The organism is Pseudomonas ceruminis, assembly GCF_021602025.1.
GTDB classification, from domain to species: Bacteria; Pseudomonadota; Gammaproteobacteria; order Pseudomonadales; family Pseudomonadaceae; genus Aquipseudomonas; species Aquipseudomonas ceruminis.
The window spans coordinates 100,686-118,858 of the sequence record NZ_BQHW01000019.1 but is presented as its reverse complement, the minus strand read 5'-3'; the positions used below and the strand labels follow the sequence as shown (position 1 = coordinate 118,858).

Sequence of the window (18,173 nt, the reverse complement as noted above, 5' to 3'; positions counted from 1 at the left end):
AGCTAGCCTGTGAATAAAAACGCCCCCTCGGGGGCGTTTTTGCTATCTGTCGTATCAGTTCTAGAGGCTTCGAGCATGAACACTGTGCGTGAAACCATCGCCGCCATCGCCACGGCCCAAGGCCGTGGTGGCGTCGGTATCGTCAGGCTGTCTGGCCCGTTGGCGGCAGAGGCTGGCAAGCTCATCACTGGCCGCACGCTTACTCCGCGCCACGCCCACTACGGCCCGTTCCGCGACCAGGAAGGGCTGGTACTGGATGAAGGCATCGCATTGTTCTTCCCTGGGCCGAATTCATTCACGGGAGAGGATGTGCTCGAGCTGCAAGGGCACGGCGGCCCTGTGGTCCTGGACATGCTGCTGCAGCGCTGTGTACAAGTGGGATGCCGCCTGGCCCGTCCTGGCGAGTTCAGCGAGCGTGCGTTTCTCAACGACAAGCTCGACCTGGCCCAGGCTGAAGCCATCGCCGACTTGATCGAGGCGAGCTCCAGCCAAGCGGCGCGCAATGCCCTGCGCTCGCTGCAGGGTGAGTTTTCCAAACGTGTGCATTTCCTTACCGAAGCGTTGATCGCCCTGCGCATCTTCGTCGAGGCGGCGATCGACTTCCCGGAGGAGGAAATCGACTTCCTCGCCGATGGCCATGTCTTGTCGATGCTCGATACCGTCCGTTCCGAGCTGGCTAATGTGCAGCGCGAAGCCGGGCAGGGTGCATTGCTGCGCGACGGTATGACAGTGGTGATCGCTGGCAGGCCGAACGCGGGCAAGTCGAGCCTGTTGAACAAACTGGCAGGCCGCGAGGCGGCGATCGTCACCGACATCGCCGGCACCACGCGGGATATCCTGCGCGAACATATCCACATCGATGGCATGCCGTTGCACGTGGTCGACACGGCTGGCCTGCGCGATACCGATGACCATGTGGAAAAGATCGGTGTGGAGCGTGCGCTCAAGGCTATTGGCGAAGCAGATCGCGTATTGCTGGTGGTGGATTCCACCGCGCCCGAAGCCGGAGACCCGTTCGCGTTGTGGCCAGAATTTCTCGACCAGCGGCCGGCCCCTGGGAAGGTCACGCTGATCCGTAACAAAGCTGACCTCAGCGGCGAAACGATGGGGCTGGAGCAGTGCGATGACGGCCATGTGACGATCACGCTCAGCGCCAAGGGCGAAGATCAGGGCCTGCAACTGTTGCGCGATCATCTGAAGGCCTGCATGGGTTATGAACAGACCGCAGAGAGCGGTTTCAGCGCACGCAGGCGCCACCTGGATGCGTTGCAGCAGGCCAGTACGCACCTGGAGCACGGGCGGGCCCAGCTAACCCAGGCCGGGGCTGGGGAACTGCTGGCTGAAGATCTGCGCCAGGCGCAGCAAGCCCTGGGTGAAATCACCGGCGCCTTCAGTTCGGATGACCTGTTGGGGCGAATCTTCTCTAGTTTCTGTATCGGCAAATAGCCTCGCAAGCCGTCCAGACGGCCTGTCGAACACAGCCGCTTCCTCCGGGGAGCGGCTTTTTTTTGCCTGATTTTCTATCCACAGTCACGGAAAAGCCCCGTTAAGGTCTGTGGAAAACTCAACTTCAGCTAGGTTGATAACCAGGGTTTTTTTCTGAGGACAAACCCGCCTGTGGGTAAGTAGCTATTTAATCCACAGGTTAAATGCGCTTATCCAGAGCCCTCAGGGTACTCCAACCACAGGGTTTAATTTTTCTCTACACAGCGCCACAGAAGGGTTACAGAACGTTATCCACAGATAGGCGTGTGCATAAGAATAAACATAAAAACAAAGCTTTTTTAAATTTCTTCTCTTTGATTTCTGTTGTCTGCCACTCATCCACAGCCTGGTCAAAATTTGCCCAAAAGGTTTCTTTAGAGCGGGTGAAGTCCCTATACTTGTCCGCTTACCTTCTCTATTCGCAAAAACAGGCACGAGGTGCGTGGTGGATTTCCCTTCCCGTTTTGAAGTGATCGTCATCGGCGGCGGCCATGCCGGTACCGAGGCTGCGCTTGCGTCTGCACGCATGGGTGTAAAAACCCTGCTGCTGACCCATAACGTGGAAACCCTCGGTCACATGAGCTGCAACCCCGCCATCGGCGGTATTGGCAAAAGTCATCTGGTCAAAGAGATCGATGCCCTCGGCGGCGCTATGGCGCTGGCCACCGACAAGAGCGGCATCCAGTTCCGCGTTCTGAATAACCGCAAGGGCCCGGCCGTTCGAGCCACCCGTGCACAGGCGGACCGCGCCATCTACAAGGCCGTAGTGCGTGAAATCCTGGAAAACCAGCCGAACCTGTGGATATTCCAGCAGTCCTGCGACGACCTGATCGTCGAACAGGACCAGGTCAAGGGCGTGGTCACGCAAATGGGCCTGCGTTTCTTCGCCGAATCGGTCGTACTGACGACTGGTACCTTCCTCGGCGGGCTTATCCACATTGGCCTACAGAACCACTCCGGCGGACGTGCCGGCGATCCGCCCTCGATTGCCCTGGCTCACCGCATGCGGGAACTGCCGCTGCGGGTCGGCCGCCTGAAGACAGGCACTCCGCCGCGCATCGATGGCCGGTCGGTGGACTTCTCTGTCATGACCGAGCAGCCAGGCGATACACCGATCCCGGTGATGTCGTTCATGGGCAATGCACAGATGCACCCGCGTCAGGTCAGCTGCTGGATTACCCACACCAATGCGCGAACCCACGAGATCATTGCCTCGAATCTCGACCGCTCGCCGATGTACTCGGGTGTCATCGAAGGTATTGGCCCGCGGTACTGCCCCTCGATCGAAGACAAGATCCATCGCTTCGCCGACAAGGAAAGCCACCAGGTGTTCATCGAGCCGGAAGGCCTGACCACCCATGAGCTGTACCCCAACGGTATTTCCACTTCGCTGCCGTTCGACGTGCAGCTGGAACTGGTCCGTTCGATCCGCGGCATGGAAAACGCCCACATCGTTCGCCCGGGTTACGCTATCGAATACGACTACTTCGACCCGCGCGACCTCAAGTACAGCCTCGAGACCAAAGTCATCGGCGGCCTGTTCTTCGCTGGCCAGATCAACGGCACCACCGGTTACGAAGAGGCCGGCGCCCAGGGGCTGCTGGCCGGGACCAACGCTGCGCTGCGTGCGCAGGGCCGCGAAAGCTGGTGCCCGCGCCGCGACGAGGCGTACATCGGCGTCTTGGTCGACGACCTGATTACCCTGGGCACCCAGGAGCCGTACCGCATGTTTACGTCACGTGCCGAGTACCGCCTGATCCTGCGTGAAGACAACGCCGATCTGCGTCTGACCGAGAAAGGCCGCGAACTGGGCCTGATCGACGACGACCGCTGGGCGGCCTTCTGTGCCAAACGCGAGGGTATTGAGCGTGAGGAACAGCGCCTGAAGTCGACCTGGATCCGCCCGAATACGCCGCTGGGCCAAGCCGTTGTGGATAAGTTCGGTACGCCACTGAGCCACGAATACAGTCTCCTCAACCTCCTGGCCCGTCCAGAGATCGATTATGCCGGGCTGATCGAAGCGACTGGCGGTGACGTGATCGATCCACAGGTTGCCGAGCAGGTCGAGATCAAGACCAAGTACGCCGGCTACATCGATCGCCAGCAGGATGAGATCGCCCGTCTGCGCGCCAGCGAAGATACTCGCCTGCCTGTGGATATCGACTACAGCACGATCTCCGGCTTGTCCAAAGAGATCCAGGGCAAGCTCGGCCAGACCCGCCCGGAAACCCTGGGCCAGGCGTCGCGCATCCCTGGCGTTACGCCGGCGGCGATTTCCCTGTTGCTGATTCATCTGAAAAAACGCGGCGCTGGCCGCGAATTGGAGCAAAGCGCTTGAGTTCCCTGGTCACCCCGCAACACGCTGAAGAGTTGTCCACAGGCGCGCGCCAGCTCGATGTCGAGCTGAGCGCCGAACAACATGAACGTCTGCTTGGCTACCTCGCCTTGTTGATCAAGTGGAACAAAGCCTACAACCTCACCGCTGTGCGTGATCCTGACGAAATGGTTTCTCGGCACTTGCTCGACAGCCTCAGTGTCATGCCGTTTATCCACAGCGATCGGGACACTTGGCTGGATGTTGGCAGCGGCGGTGGCATGCCAGGTATCCCGTTGGCTATCCTGCATCCGCACAAGCAAGTGACGGTGCTGGACGCCAATGGCAAGAAAACGCGTTTTCTGACCCAGGTGAAAATGGAGCTGAAACTGGACAATCTCACGGTTATCCACAGCCGGGTCGAGGCCTTCCAGCCCGCGCAGCCGTTCAGCGGCATCATCTCCCGTGCGTTCAGCAGCATGGAGAACTTCACCAACTGGACACGCCACTTGGGCGACACCGGGACGCAATGGCTTGCAATGAAGGGGCTGCATCCTGCCGATGAACTGGTAGCATTGCCCGCAGACTTCACAGTGGAAAGCGAGCAGGCCCTGACCGTTCCAGGTTGCCAGGGCCAGCGCCATCTGCTGATACTGCGCCGCAAGGCATGACTGGGAACACACGCAACAATGGCTAAGGTATTCGCAATCGCGAACCAGAAAGGTGGAGTGGGTAAGACCACCACCTGTATCAATCTTGCAGCATCGCTGGCCGCGACCAAGCGTCGTGTACTGCTGATCGACCTCGATCCGCAGGGCAACGCCACCATGGGCAGCGGTGTGGACAAACATGAACTCGAGCACTCGGTCTATGACCTGCTGATCGGGGAATGCGACCTTGCCCAGGCCATGCACTACTCCGAGCACGGTGGCTTCCAGTTGCTGCCGGCCAACCGTGACCTGACCGCCGCGGAAGTGGTGCTGCTGGAAATGCAGGTCAAGGAGAGCCGCCTGCGCAACGCCCTGGCGCCGATCCGCGACAACTACGACTTCATCCTCATCGACTGCCCACCCTCGCTGTCGATGCTCACGCTCAACGCCCTGGTCGCTTCCGACGGCGTGATCATCCCGATGCAGTGCGAATACTATGCGCTCGAAGGTCTCAGCGACCTTGTGGATAACATCAAGCGCATCGCGGCCCGGCTGAACCCTGAGCTGAAGATTGAAGGCCTGCTGCGGACCATGTACGACCCGCGCCTGAGCCTGAACAACGATGTTTCGGCGCAGCTCAAGGAGCACTTCGGCGAGCAGTTGTACGACACCGTGATCCCGCGCAACATCCGCCTGGCCGAGGCACCGAGCTTTGGCATGCCTGCCCTGGCCTACGACAAGCAATCGCGTGGCGCATTGGCCTATCTGGCCCTGGCCGGGGAACTGGTTCGCCGTCAACGCCGTCAATCACGCACTGCACAGACAACTTAAGGAATCCGCATGGCCGTTAAGAAACGGGGTCTCGGACGTGGGTTGGATGCACTGCTCAGTGGTCCTTCCGTCAGCGCGCTCGAAGAGCAGGCTGTCAAGATCGACCAGAAGGAACTGCAACACCTGCCGGTCGAACTGATCCAGCGTGGCAAATACCAGCCGCGTCGCGACATGGATCCGCAGGCGCTGGAAGAACTCGCGCACTCGATTCGCAGTCATGGCGTCATGCAGCCGATCGTGGTGCGCCCGATCGATGGCAACCGCTACGAGATCATTGCCGGTGAGCGGCGCTGGCGCGCTACCCAGCAAGCCGGCCTGGACACCATCCCGGCGATGGTACGCGAGGTGCCGGATGAAGCCGCCATTGCCATGGCGCTCATCGAGAACATTCAGCGCGAAGACCTCAACCCGCTGGAGGAGGCTCTGGCCCTTCAGCGCCTGCAGCAAGAGTTCGAGCTGACCCAGCAACAGGTGGCCGATGCCGTGGGCAAGTCGCGGGTCACTGTGGCTAACCTGCTGCGTCTGATTTCGCTGCCCGAGGCGATCAAGACCATGCTCGCCCATGGCGACCTGGAAATGGGCCACGCACGCGCATTGCTCGGCCTGGAAGAAGATCGTCAGGAAGAGGGGGCGCGTCATGTTGTCGCACGTGGCCTGACTGTGCGCCAAACCGAGGCGCTGGTGCGCCAGTGGCTCAACGGCAAGCCTGATCCGGTCGAACCGAGCAAACCTGATCCGGATATCGAGCGCCTTGAACAGCGGCTCGCAGAGCGCCTGGGCTCCCCTGTGCAGATTCGTCACGGCAACAAGGGAAAAGGCCAGCTGGTTATTCGTTACAACTCACTTGACGAGTTGCAGGGCGTGCTTGCTCACATCCGCTGAAACAATTCCCGTTGTAGCGCGCAGTCGGAAATCACTACCGAAGAGTTGAATAGGGGTTAATCCACCCCTATACTCTGCGCGCATTTTGTCGGCACAAATTATGCCAAGTCGTTACTGACTTGTTGGTCGACTTCTGAGGAGCAGTTGTGATGGAAATCCGCACGCCAAACCGCCTGCCTTTCCATCGCTGGGCGGTTTTTCCGGTACTGCTGGCTCAATTTGTCGTGCTGCTGCTGGCAACGCTGGTGTTGTGGCAGTGGAAAGGGGCAGTCAGTGGATATTCAGGTCTCTGCGGAGGTTTGATTGCCTGGCTACCCAACATGTATTTCGCCTGGAAGGCTTTTCGCTTTAGCGGAGCCCGGGCGGCGCAGGCCATCGTCAAGTCGTTCTACGCAGGCGAGGCAGGCAAGATGATTTTGACGGCAGTGCTGTTCGCACTGACCTTCGCAGGAGTGAAGCCACTGGCGCCGTTAGCAGTCTTCGGCGTCTTCGTGTTGACCCTTTTGGTCAGCTGGTTTGCGCCCCTGCTGATGAATAAAAGACTTTCGAGACCTTAGGGCGTTTGAGGCAACCATGGCAGCAGAAACCGCTTCGGGCTATATCCAGCACCACTTGCAGAACCTGACCTACGGTCAACTACCAGACGGCAGCTGGGGCTTCGCCCATTCGGCTGCAGAAGCCAAGGCAATGGGCTTCTGGGCGTTCCACCTGGACACCCTGGGTTGGTCCGTCGCGCTGGGTCTGATCTTCCTGTTCATTTTCCGCATGGCGGCCAAGAAGGCGACTTCCGGCCAGCCTGGCGGTCTGCAGAACTTCGTTGAAGTGCTGGTGGACTTCGTCAACGGCAGCGTGAAGGATTCCTTCCACGGCCGTAGCCCGGTAATTGCGCCGCTGGCGCTGACCATCTTCGTCTGGGTGTTCCTGATGAACGCCATCGACCTGGTACCGGTCGACTGGATTCCTCAGCTGGCCATCCTGATCTCGGGTGATCCGCACATTCCGTTCCGCGCCGTGTCGACCACCGACCCGAACGCTACCCTGGCCATGGCCTTCAGCGTATTCGCCCTGATCATTTTCTACAGCATCAAGGTCAAGGGCCTGGGCGGCTTCATCGGTGAGCTGACCCTGCACCCGTTCGGCAGCAAGAACATCTTCGTGCAGATCCTGCTGATTCCGGTCAACTTCCTGCTGGAATTTGTCACCCTGATCGCCAAGCCGATCTCGCTGGCACTGCGTCTGTTCGGCAACATGTATGCCGGCGAGCTGGTGTTCATCCTGATCGCCGTGATGTTCGGCGCCGGTATCCTCTGGCTCAGCGGCCTGGGTGTGGTGCTGCAGTGGGCGTGGGCTGTGTTCCACATCCTGATCATCACCCTGCAAGCTTTCATCTTCATGATGCTCACCATCGTCTACCTGTCGATGGCTCACGAAGATAACCATTAAGACCGCCTGGCGTGTCTGATAGCCTTCCCCGCTCGTTTGGGGGGAGGGCTTTAAAAGTCCGCAAGGGCAGCTGTACCAAACGATTTGTTTTACCGCTTCAAACTAAAAACCTAACCAATACGACGTAAAAGTCGGGAGGAAAGATGGAAACTGTAGTTGGTCTGACCGCTATCGCTGTTGCTCTGCTGATCGGCCTGGGTGCTCTGGGTACCGCCATTGGTTTCGGCCTGCTGGGCGGCAAATTCCTGGAAGGTGCTGCTCGTCAGCCTGAGATGGTTCCGATGCTGCAGGTCAAAATGTTCATCGTTGCCGGTCTGCTCGACGCCGTAACCATGATCGGTGTTGGTATCGCTCTGTTCTTCACCTTCGCGAATCCGTTCGTTGGTCAGATCGCCGGCTAATCACTCGTACTCACGAGTTGATGGCTGTGATGAATTAAGACCGAGCGAGGTGTTGGCGTGAACATTAATGCAACCCTGATTGGCCAATCCGTTGCCTTCCTGATTTTTGTACTCTTCTGCATGAAGTACGTATGGCCTCCGGTCATCACTGCTCTGCAAGAGCGCCAAAAGAAGATTGCCGACGGCTTGGACGCTGCCAACCGCGCAGCTCGCGACCTGGAACTGGCCCAAGAGAAAGCGGGTCAGCAACTGCGTGAAGCTAAAGCACAGGCAGCCGAAATCATTGAGCAAAGCAAGAAACGCGCTGCTCAGCTTGTCGAGGAAGCCCGTGACCAGGCCCGCGTCGAAGCTGACCGTGTGAAGGCTCAGGCTCTGGCCGAGATCGAACAGGAACTGAACAGCGCTAAAGACGCCCTGCGTGCCCAAGTGGGTGCCCTGGCCGTTGACGGTGCTGAAAAGATCCTTGGCGCCACAATCGATCAAAACGCGCATGCGGAGCTGGTTAACAAACTGGCCGCTGAAATTTAAGCGAGGGCGATCATGGCAGAACTGACCACGTTGGCCCGACCTTACGCTAAGGCTGCCTTTGAGCATGCCCAGGCCCATCAGCAACTGGCCAATTGGTCAGCCATGCTCGGCCTGGCTGCTGCGGTGTCGCAAGACGACACCATGCAGCGCCTGCTCAAGGCCCCGCGACTGACGAGCGCAGAAAAGGCCGCCACGTTCATTGACGTGTGCGGTGACAAGTTCAATGCACAGGCACAGAATTTCATTCGTGTTGCCGCGGAAAACGACCGTCTCCTGCTTCTGCCGGAGATTGCCGCTCTATTCGACCTGTTCAAGGCCGAGCAAGAGAAATCCGTGGACGTGGAAGTCACCAGTGCTTTTGCGTTGAACCAAGAACAGCAAGACAAACTCGCCAAGGTTCTCAGTGCACGGTTAGGCCAGGAAGTGCGCCTGCACGCGTCGGAGGATGCCAGCCTGATTGGCGGCGTCGTCATCCGCGCTGGTGACCTGGTAATCGATGGCTCTGTTCGCGGCAAAATCGCGAAACTGGCCGAAGCATTGAAATCTTGAGTTTGAAGGGGCAGCAGAGCAATGCAGCAACTCAATCCTTCCGAAATTAGTGAAATCATCAAGGGCCGCATCGACAACCTCGATGTGAGCTCCCAAGCCCGTAACGAAGGTACCGTCGTTTCGGTTTCCGACGGTATCGTGCGGATCCACGGTCTGGCCGACGTCATGTACGGCGAAATGATCGAGTTCCCTGGCGGCGTCTACGGCATGGCCCTGAACCTGGAGCAAGACTCCGTAGGTGCAGTGGTCCTGGGTGCATACGACACCCTGGCCGAAGGCATGAGCGCCAAGTGCACCGGCCGCATCCTGGAAGTTCCGGTTGGTAAGGAACTGCTGGGCCGCGTCGTCGACGCACTGGGCAACCCGATCGACGGCAAAGGTCCTCTGGGCAACACCGAGACCGATGCGGTCGAGAAAGTTGCTCCAGGCGTGATCTGGCGTAAGTCGGTAGACCAGCCTGTACAGACTGGCTACAAGTCCGTCGACGCCATGATCCCTGTCGGCCGTGGCCAGCGTGAGCTGATCATCGGTGACCGTCAGATCGGCAAGACCGCCATGGCCATCGACGCCATCATCAACCAGAAAGACTCCGGTATTTTCTGTGTTTATGTCGCTGTCGGCCAGAAGCGTTCCACCGTTGCCAACATCGTTCGCAAGCTGGAAGAAAACGGCGCCCTGGCCAACACCATCGTGGTGGTTGCCAGTGCTTCGGAATCCGCCGCACTGCAATTCCTGGCGCCATACGCCGGTTGCACCATGGGCGAGTTCTTCCGTGACCGCGGTGAAGACGCGCTGATCGTTTACGATGACCTGTCCAAGCAGGCCGTTGCCTACCGTCAGATCTCCCTGCTGCTGCGCCGTCCACCAGGACGTGAAGCGTACCCAGGCGACGTGTTCTATCTCCACTCCCGTCTGCTGGAGCGTGCATCGCGCGTTTCGGAAGAGTACGTCGAGAAGTTCACCAACGGTGCAGTCACTGGCAAAACCGGTTCCCTGACCGCGCTGCCGATCATCGAAACCCAGGCTGGCGACGTTTCCGCGTTCGTTCCGACCAACGTGATTTCCATCACCGACGGTCAGATCTTCCTGGAATCGGCCATGTTCAACTCGGGCATCCGCCCTGCAGTGAACGCCGGTGTTTCGGTATCCCGCGTAGGTGGTGCCGCTCAGACCAAGATCATCAAGAAGCTCTCCGGTGGTATCCGTACCGCTCTGGCTCAGTACCGTGAACTGGCGGCATTCGCCCAGTTCGCTTCTGACCTGGACGAAGCCACCCGTAAGCAGCTGGAACACGGTCAACGTGTGACTGAGCTGATGAAGCAGAAGCAATACGCTCCGATGTCCATCGCGGACATGGCGCTGTCGCTGTATGCCGCTGAGCGTGGGTTCCTGACCGACGTTGAAATCGCCAAGATCGGCAGCTTCGAACAAGCGCTGATTGCCTACTTCAACCGTGATCACGCCGAACTGATGGCCAAGATCAACGTGAAGGGTGACTTCAACGACGAAATCGACGCTGGTATCAAAGCCGGTATCGAGAAGTTCAAGGCCACCCAAACCTGGTAAGCCGCGGCGGGGGCTTCGGCCCCCGCTTGCTAACCTGATAGGTGATACATGGCAGGCGCAAAAGAGATTCGCAGTAAGATTGCGAGCATCAAAAGCACGCAAAAGATTACCAGCGCCATGGAAAAAGTGGCGGTCAGCAAGATGCGCAAGGCTCAAATGCGCATGGCTGCTAGCCGTCCTTATGCGGAGCGTATCCGCCAGGTGATCGGTCATCTGGCCAACGCCAACCCGGAATACCGCCACCCGTTCATGATCGAGCGCCCTGTAAAGCGCGCCGGTTATATCGTGGTGAGCAGTGACCGTGGTCTGTGCGGTGGCTTGAACACCAACCTGTTCAAGGCCCTGGTCAAGGACATGAACGTCAACCGCGAGCAGGGCGTCGAAATCGACCTGTGCGTGATCGGCAGCAAGGGTGCGACTTTCTTCCGCATCTTTGGCGGCAACGTCGTAGCCGCGATCAGCCACCTGGGCGAAGAGCCATCGATCAATGATCTGATCGGCTCCGTCAAAGTGATGCTGGACGCCTACCTGGACGGCCGTATCGATCGCCTCTCCGTGGTGTCGAACAAGTTCGTCAATACCATGACCCAAACTCCGACGGTCGAGCAGTTGGTACCGTTGGTGGCAACCCCGGATCAGGAACTCAAGCACCACTGGGATTACCTGTACGAACCCGACGCAAAAGAGCTGCTGGACGGCTTGATGGTGCGTTACGTGGAGTCGCAGGTGTACCAGGCGGTGGTCGAGAACAACGCTGCTGAACAAGCGGCCCGGATGATCGCCATGAAGAACGCCACAGACAACGCCGGTGACCTGATCAGCGAACTCCAGCTGATCTACAACAAGGCGCGTCAGGCTGCGATCACCCAGGAGATCTCGGAAATCGTCGGCGGCGCTGCCGCGGTTTAACGGTTCAAAAATTCAGAGGATCCAGCTATGAGTAGCGGACGTATCGTTCAAATCATCGGCGCCGTCATCGACGTGGAATTCCCACGTGACGTCGTACCGAGTGTTTACAACGCGCTGAAAGTAGAAGGCGCGGAAACCACCCTGGAAGTTCAGCAGCAGTTGGGCGACGGCGTGGTTCGTACTATTGCGATGGGCTCGACCGAAGGCTTGAAGCGCGGTCTGAACGTCATCGACAGCGGCGCAGCCATTTCCGTCCCGGTCGGTAAAGCGACCCTGGGCCGTATCATGGACGTCCTGGGCAACCCGATCGACGAAGCTGGCCCGATCGGTGAAGAAGAGCGCTGGGGTATTCACCGCGACGCACCTTCCTTCGCTGACCAGGCAGGCGGCAACGACCTGCTGGAAACCGGCATCAAGGTTATCGACCTGGTTTGCCCGTTCGCCAAGGGTGGTAAGGTTGGTCTGTTCGGTGGTGCCGGCGTCGGCAAGACCGTAAACATGATGGAACTGATCCGTAACATCGCCATCGAGCACAGCGGTTACTCCGTGTTCGCCGGTGTGGGTGAGCGTACTCGTGAGGGTAACGACTTCTACCACGAGATGAAGGACTCCAACGTTCTCGACAAAGTAGCGCTGGTCTACGGTCAGATGAACGAGCCACCAGGAAACCGTCTGCGCGTAGCGCTGACCGGCCTGACCATGGCTGAGAAGTTCCGTGACGAAGGTAACGACGTTCTGCTGTTCGTCGACAACATCTACCGTTACACCCTGGCCGGTACCGAAGTATCCGCACTGCTGGGCCGTATGCCTTCGGCAGTAGGTTACCAGCCGACCCTGGCTGAAGAGATGGGCGTTCTGCAAGAGCGCATCACCTCCACCAAGGAAGGTTCGATCACCTCGATCCAGGCCGTATACGTACCTGCGGACGACCTGACCGACCCGTCGCCAGCGACCACCTTCGCCCACTTGGACGCCACCGTCGTTCTGTCCCGTGACATCGCCTCCCTGGGTATCTACCCAGCGGTCGACCCACTGGACTCGACTTCGCGCCAGCTGGACCCGAACGTCATCGGCAACGAGCACTACGACACCGCCCGCGGCGTCCAGTACGTGCTGCAGCGTTACAAAGAGCTGAAGGACATCATTGCGATCCTGGGTATGGACGAACTGTCCGAATCCGACAAGCAGCTGGTATCCCGCGCTCGTAAGATTCAGCGCTTCCTGTCCCAGCCGTTCTTCGTGGCCGAAGTCTTCACTGGTTCCCCAGGTAAATACGTTTCCCTGAAAGACACCATTGCTGGCTTCAGCGGCATCCTCAAAGGTGACTACGACCACCTGCCAGAACAAGCGTTCTACATGGTCGGCAGCATCGAAGAAGCCGTCGAGAAAGCCAAGAAACTGTAATCCCGGCGCCCCGCAAGGGGCGCTAATCAGGTTGAGGCAAGCAGATGGCTATGACAGTCCATTGCGATATCGTCAGCGCGGAAGGGGAAATTTTCTCCGGTCTGGTCGAGATGGTGGTTGCGCACGGTAACCTGGGTGATCTTGGTATCGCTCCAGGCCACGCGCCGCTGATCACTAATCTGAAGCCCGGTCCGATCACGCTGACCAAGCAGGGTGGCGCCCAAGAGGTGTTCTACATCTCTGGTGGTTTCCTCGAGGTCCAGCCGAACATGGTCAAGGTGCTTGCCGATACCGTGCAACGTGCTGCAGACCTGGATGAAGCTCAGGCTCAGGAAGCCCTCAAGGCTGCCGAAAATGCCCTGAGTCTGAAAGGCGCGGACTTCGATTACGGCGCCGCCGCCGCACGTCTGGCCGAGGCCGCAGCGCAGCTGCGTACCGTCCAGCAAATGCGCAAGGGGAAGTAATCGGCCCAGGCTGAGCACTTCTGTTGCGATTGAGTAAAAGGGTAGCCTCGGCTACCCTTTTTCTTTTTCCGATTTTCACGGTCGTTTCACTGACCACCCAGGATTGGTAGCCAGTCAATGTCACTCGATATCGTTATTCTCGCCGCCGGCCAAGGTACCCGCATGCGTTCGGCGCTGCCCAAGGTGCTGCACCCGGTAGCCGGCAATTCCATGCTTGGCCATGTTATCCACAGTGCGCGCCAACTCCAGCCGCAAGGTATCCATGTGGTCATTGGCCATGGGGCCGAGCAGGTACGTGAGCGGCTGGCGGCGGACGACCTGAATTTCGTCATGCAGGACAAACAACTGGGTACTGGCCATGCCGTGGCGCAAGCACTGCCTGCGATCACTGCCGATACGGTTCTGGTGCTTTACGGGGATGTCCCGTTGATTGAGGTCGAGACGTTGCAGCGCCTATTGGCGCAGGTCGGCGACCAGCAGCTTGGGTTGCTCACCGTCAACCTGCAAGACCCCACCGGCTACGGGCGCATCGTGCGTGACGCCGAGGGGCGGGTGACCGCCATCGTCGAGCACAAGGATGCCAGCGAAGCGCAGAAGGCGATCAAGGAAGGCAACACCGGCATCCTGGCGCTCCCCGCAGCACGCTTGGGCGACTGGATGGGGCGCTTGTCGAACAATAACGCCCAGGGCGAGTACTACCTGACCGACGTCATTGCCATGGCAGTGGCGGATGGCTTGGCGGTCGCCACCGAACAACCTGACGATCCGATGGAAGTGCAGGGCGCCAACGACCGTCGCCAGCTGTCCGAACTCGAGCGTCATTATCAGCTGCGTGAAGGCCGCCGCTTGATGGCCCAGGGGGTCACCTTGCGTGATCCGGCGCGCTTCGACGTGCGTGGCGAGGTGACGGTGGGTCGCGATGTGCTCATCGACATCAACGTGATCCTCGAAGGCAAGGTGGTCATCGAAGACGACGTGCAGATCGGCCCTAACTGCGTGATCAAAAACAGCACCCTGCGCAAGGGTGTAATCGTCAAGGCCAACAGCCACATCGAAGGCGCGATCATGGGAGAGGGCAGTGATGCCGGCCCCTTCGCCCGTCTACGCCCGGGCAGCGTGCTCGAGGCCAAGGCCCATGTGGGTAACTTCGTCGAGCTCAAGAATGCACACCTGGGCGAGGGCGCCAAGGTTGGGCACCTGACCTACCTGGGCGACGCCGAGGTTGGCGCCCGTACCAACATCGGTGCCGGCACCATCACCTGCAACTATGACGGCGCCAACAAGTTCATGACCGTGTTGGGCGAAGATGTGTTCATCGGCTCCAACAACTCCTTGGTAGCGCCTGTGGATATCAAGGCCGGCGCCACTACGGCGGCAGGTTCCACCATCAACCAGACGGTTGAACCAGGGCAACTGGCAGTAGCCCGAGCGCGCCAGCGTAATATCGACGGCTGGAAGCGGCCAGAGAAAATCAAGAAGAGCTGATTATCCACAGCCCTTTCCGGTTGAAAGCCGACTTATGTGAATAAGTCGGCTTTTTTTTATGGCCGAGCAGGCTGCTGCAGCTTCAAGCGCTTATCCACAGTGCAATAATCCCTTGACGAGACCTCAGTCTTAGGTTTTGATTGCAACCATTATCTTTCGAATCGAAACTTAAGCGCTCATGTCGAAACGAAACACGCCTCAACGTCGCCACAACATCCTGGCCTTGCTCAACGAGCAGGGCGAGGTCAGCGTGGACGCGTTGGCCCGGCGCTTCGAAACATCGGAAGTGACCATCCGCAAGGACCTCGCTGCACTGGAGGCCAACGGTCTGCTACTGCGTCGCTACGGCGGCGCAGTACCGGTGCCACAAGAGATGCTGGGTGAAACCGTGCAACCGGTGTCTTCCTACAAGAAAGCCATCGCCCGCGCCGCCGTCGGCCGGATCCGCGAACATGCGCGAATCATCATCGACAGTGGCAGTACCACCGCCGCCATGATTCCTGAACTGGGCCGTCAACCGGGCCTGGTAGTGATGACCAACTCATTGAACGTAGCCCGCGCCATCAGCGAACTCGAACATGAACCGGTACTGCTGATGACGGGGGGTACCTGGGACCCGCACTCCGAGTCCTTCCAGGGCCAGGTCGCCGAGCAGGTACTACGCTCTTACGATTTCGATCAGCTGTTCATTGGCGCCGATGGCATCGACCTCAGCCGCGGCACCACCACCTTCAATGAGTTGCTCGGCCTGAGCCGGGTGATGGCTGAGGTGGCCCGCGAGGTGATCGTGATGGTCGAGTCCGATAAGGTCGGACGCAAGATCCCCAACCTCGAGCTGCCCTGGGGCAGCGTGCACACCCTGATTACAGACGAACGCCTGCCCGCAGCGGCACGCGAACACATTCAAGCCCGCGGCATCAACCTGATTTGCGCCGCGATCAGCCAGGAGCAATAACCATGTGTGGAATCGTTGGTGCAGTCGCCGAGCGCAACATCACCGCCATCCTGATCGAAGGCCTCAAGCGTCTTGAGTACCGCGGGTACGACAGCGCTGGCCTGGCGGTCTACACCCAGCAGGGTGAACTGCAACGCCGCCGTCGTATTGGCAAGGTCGCCGAGCTGGAAGCGGCCAATGCCGCCGAGCCGCTGATCGGCCAACTGGGCATCGCTCACACCCGCTGGGCAACCCATGGCGCGCCGACCGAGGGCAATGCCCACCCGCATTTCTCTGGCAACGAAGTGGCGGTTGTCCACAACGGCATCATCGAAAACCACGAGGCGCTGCGTGAAGAGCTCAAAGGCCTGGGTTACGTATTCGTCTCGCAGACCGACACCGAAGTTATCGTTCATCTGATTCATCACACCCTCAAGACCATCCCCGACCTGGCCGAGGCCCTGAAGGCAGCGGTCAAGCGCCTGCACGGCGCCTACGGCTTGGCGTTGATCAGCGTGAAACAGCCTGATCGCCTGGTGGCCGCACGCAGCGGCAGCCCGCTGGTGATCGGCTTGGGCCATGGCGAAAACTTCCTGGCGTCCGACCAGTTGGCACTGCGTCAGGTCACTGATCGCTTCATGTACCTGGAAGAGGGCGATATCGCCGAGATCTGCCGTGACCAGGTGAAGATCTGGGACCAGGCCGGCCACCTTGTTCAACGTGAAACCGTGCAGTACCACGAAGGCGCTGAAGCGGCTGACAAGGGCGCGTACCGCCATTTCATGCTCAAGGAAATCCACGAGCAGCCAACCGTGGTGCAGCGCACCCTGGAAAGTCGCCTGGGCAAGGACCATGTCATGGTTCAGGCCTTTGGCCCACAGGCTGCCGAGCTGTTCGCCAAGGTGCGCAACGTACAGATCGTTGCCTGCGGCACCAGCTACCACGCTGGCATGGTCGCCCGTTACTGGCTGGAAAGCCTGGCAGGTATCCCTTGCCAGGTCGAAGTGGCCAGCGAGTTCCGCTATCGCAAGGTAGTGGTACAGCCGGACACTCTGTTCGTCTCGATTTCCCAGTCCGGTGAGACCGCCGATACCCTGGCAGCACTGCGCAATGCCAAGGAACTGGGCTTCCTCGGCAGCCTGGCGATTTGCAACGTCGGTATCAGCTCGTTGGTGCGTGAGTCTGACCTCACCCTGCTGACACTGGCCGGCCCGGAAATCGGCGTGGCCTCGACCAAGGCGTTCACCACGCAGTTGGTATCGCTGATGCTGTTGACCCTGGCGCTAGGCCAGGTGCGTGGCTCCCTGGAAGCGGGCGTCGAGGCCGCACTGGTGGAAGAGCTGCGCCGCCTGCCAGCGCGCCTGGGTGAAGCGCTGGCCATGGACGGTACTGTCGAGAAGATTGCCGAACTGTTTGCCGACAAGCACCACACCCTGTTCCTCGGACGCGGTGCGCAATACCCGGTCGCTATGGAAGGTGCCCTGAAACTCAAGGAAATTTCGTACATCCACGCCGAAGCCTACCCGGCCGGCGAGCTCAAGCACGGCCCACTGGCGCTTGTGGATAACGATATGCCGGTCGTCACCGTGGCGCCGAACAACGAACTGCTGGAAAAGCTCAAGTCGAACCTGCAGGAAGTCCGTGCACGCGGGGGCGAATTGGTGGTGTTTGCCGATGAGCATGCCGGCATGAGCAATGGCGAAGGCACTCACGTCATCAAGGTGCCGCACATTGCCGATGAGCTGGCGCCGATTCTTTACACCATCCCACTGCAGCTGCTGTCGTACTACGTGGCAGTGCTCAAGGGTACCGATGTGGATCAGCCGCGTAATCTGGCGAAGTCGGTTACCGTGGAGTAGGGCGCGCTGAGCACTCTCTAAATTGGCTTTGAACGACTACTCTCGCGAAAAAGCGAAGCGGGTTATCTGTTGCGAGACGGCTTGTTCGATGTCGAATGTGTCGTCCTCGAAACCGCCAAGGTCGGAATGCTGGCGATCGCGGGAAATGCCCGCAGGTAGGCGCTGTAGGTTCCGGGTCAGCCTGGATCAGGTCCTTGCGCCAACCGACGATGTGCTGCAAGGGGTTTTCCTTGTCGAGCGCTGCGACCAGGTACGGTTGACGCCCTTCGCCAAGGATCACCCGTCGAACCGGAACACGGACATTGACCTTGCGCCCCAGCAGGTCGGTGACGGTGCGCATGCTGGAGGCCGCTTCGGCGGCCTGCGCACTGGCGCAGTTCGGGAGCACCGATGACAGGGCCGACAGAAGGCCAATCAGTGTTGCCCTGGCGGTGCGGTGGCGTCGCAACAATCCGAACATGCAACAGGC

Annotated in this window: 17 protein-coding genes and 1 pseudogene; 17 read left to right on the top strand and 1 reads right to left on the bottom strand. The window is 59.5% G+C overall.

Annotated features, from left to right (window positions below):
• The first annotated feature begins 75 nt into the window (after window positions 1–75).
• The 17 genes from mnmE (at window position 76) to glmS (ending at window position 17,704) form a co-directional block, all read left to right on the top strand.
• Window positions 76–1,446, top strand: coding sequence for a tRNA uridine-5-carboxymethylaminomethyl(34) synthesis GTPase MnmE (gene mnmE / locus L6D80_RS20835; protein WP_176515770.1), 1,371 nt, complete (start codon window positions 76–78; stop codon window positions 1,444–1,446).
• A 484-nt stretch (window positions 1,447–1,930) separates the two neighbouring features.
• Window positions 1,931–3,823, top strand: coding sequence for a tRNA uridine-5-carboxymethylaminomethyl(34) synthesis enzyme MnmG (mnmG, locus tag L6D80_RS20830; protein ID WP_176515772.1), 1,893 nt, complete (start codon window positions 1,931–1,933; stop codon window positions 3,821–3,823).
• Complete coding sequence (rsmG, locus tag L6D80_RS20825; RefSeq protein WP_054901220.1) at window positions 3,820–4,470, top strand: 16S rRNA (guanine(527)-N(7))-methyltransferase RsmG; 651 nt, start codon at window positions 3,820–3,822, stop codon at window positions 4,468–4,470. The genes mnmG and rsmG overlap by 4 nt, the downstream gene beginning before the upstream one ends.
• An 18-nt stretch (window positions 4,471–4,488) precedes the next feature.
• Window positions 4,489–5,280, top strand: a complete 792-nt coding sequence (locus L6D80_RS20820) for a ParA family protein (RefSeq protein ID WP_054901221.1) — start codon at window positions 4,489–4,491, stop codon at window positions 5,278–5,280.
• 9 nt (window positions 5,281–5,289) lie between these two features.
• On the top strand, window positions 5,290–6,162 hold the full coding sequence (locus L6D80_RS20815; RefSeq protein ID WP_054901222.1) for a ParB/RepB/Spo0J family partition protein: 873 nt from the start codon (window positions 5,290–5,292) through the stop codon (window positions 6,160–6,162).
• Window positions 6,163–6,311: 149 nt separating this feature from the next.
• Window positions 6,312–6,719 carry a F0F1 ATP synthase subunit I gene (locus tag L6D80_RS20810; protein ID WP_012316950.1) on the top strand — a complete coding sequence of 136 codons (408 nt, stop codon included), beginning with the start codon at window positions 6,312–6,314 and terminating at the stop codon, window positions 6,717–6,719.
• 16 nt (window positions 6,720–6,735) lie between these two features.
• A complete protein-coding gene (gene atpB, locus L6D80_RS20805; protein WP_054901223.1) occupies window positions 6,736–7,605 on the top strand; it encodes a F0F1 ATP synthase subunit A in 870 nt (289 codons plus the stop codon).
• Between the two features lie 143 nt (window positions 7,606–7,748).
• Window positions 7,749–8,006 carry a F0F1 ATP synthase subunit C gene (gene atpE / locus L6D80_RS20800; RefSeq protein WP_003097235.1) on the top strand — a complete coding sequence of 86 codons (258 nt, stop codon included), beginning with the start codon at window positions 7,749–7,751 and terminating at the stop codon, window positions 8,004–8,006.
• A 57-nt stretch (window positions 8,007–8,063) separates the two neighbouring features.
• Window positions 8,064–8,534: a F0F1 ATP synthase subunit B gene (locus tag L6D80_RS20795; protein WP_054901224.1), complete on the top strand. Its 471-nt coding sequence runs from the start codon at window positions 8,064–8,066 to the stop codon at window positions 8,532–8,534.
• Window positions 8,535–8,546: 12 nt separating this feature from the next.
• Complete coding sequence (locus L6D80_RS20790) at window positions 8,547–9,083, top strand: F0F1 ATP synthase subunit delta (protein ID WP_054901225.1); 537 nt, start codon at window positions 8,547–8,549, stop codon at window positions 9,081–9,083.
• A gap of 21 nt (window positions 9,084–9,104) precedes the next feature.
• Window positions 9,105–10,649: a F0F1 ATP synthase subunit alpha gene (gene atpA, locus L6D80_RS20785; RefSeq protein WP_012316948.1), complete on the top strand. Its 1,545-nt coding sequence runs from the start codon at window positions 9,105–9,107 to the stop codon at window positions 10,647–10,649.
• A gap of 48 nt (window positions 10,650–10,697) precedes the next feature.
• The gene (gene atpG, locus L6D80_RS20780; RefSeq protein WP_012316947.1) at window positions 10,698–11,558 is read left to right on the top strand and encodes a F0F1 ATP synthase subunit gamma; all 861 of its coding nucleotides are present in this window, start codon (window positions 10,698–10,700) and stop codon (window positions 11,556–11,558) included.
• Window positions 11,559–11,585: 27 nt separating this feature from the next.
• Entirely contained in the window at window positions 11,586–12,962 is a 1,377-nt protein-coding gene (gene atpD / locus L6D80_RS20775; protein ID WP_054901227.1) for a F0F1 ATP synthase subunit beta, read from the top strand.
• A 44-nt stretch (window positions 12,963–13,006) separates the two neighbouring features.
• Window positions 13,007–13,426, top strand: coding sequence for a F0F1 ATP synthase subunit epsilon (locus L6D80_RS20770; RefSeq protein ID WP_054901228.1), 420 nt, complete (start codon window positions 13,007–13,009; stop codon window positions 13,424–13,426).
• A gap of 117 nt (window positions 13,427–13,543) precedes the next feature.
• Window positions 13,544–14,911, top strand: a complete 1,368-nt coding sequence (gene glmU, locus L6D80_RS20765) for a bifunctional UDP-N-acetylglucosamine diphosphorylase/glucosamine-1-phosphate N-acetyltransferase GlmU (RefSeq protein ID WP_176515774.1) — start codon at window positions 13,544–13,546, stop codon at window positions 14,909–14,911.
• 178 nt (window positions 14,912–15,089) lie between these two features.
• Window positions 15,090–15,866 carry a DeoR/GlpR family DNA-binding transcription regulator gene (locus tag L6D80_RS20760; RefSeq protein WP_054901230.1) on the top strand — a complete coding sequence of 259 codons (777 nt, stop codon included), beginning with the start codon at window positions 15,090–15,092 and terminating at the stop codon, window positions 15,864–15,866.
• A 2-nt stretch (window positions 15,867–15,868) separates the two neighbouring features.
• On the top strand, window positions 15,869–17,704 hold the full coding sequence (glmS, locus tag L6D80_RS20755; RefSeq protein ID WP_176515776.1) for a glutamine--fructose-6-phosphate transaminase (isomerizing): 1,836 nt from the start codon (window positions 15,869–15,871) through the stop codon (window positions 17,702–17,704).
• A 66-nt stretch (window positions 17,705–17,770) separates the two neighbouring features.
• Here glmS and L6D80_RS20750 read toward each other — a convergent pair.
• Window positions 17,771–18,164, bottom strand: a pseudogene (locus tag L6D80_RS20750) (ABC transporter substrate-binding protein); the annotation flags it as partial.
• Window positions 18,165–18,173 lie beyond the last annotated feature (9 nt).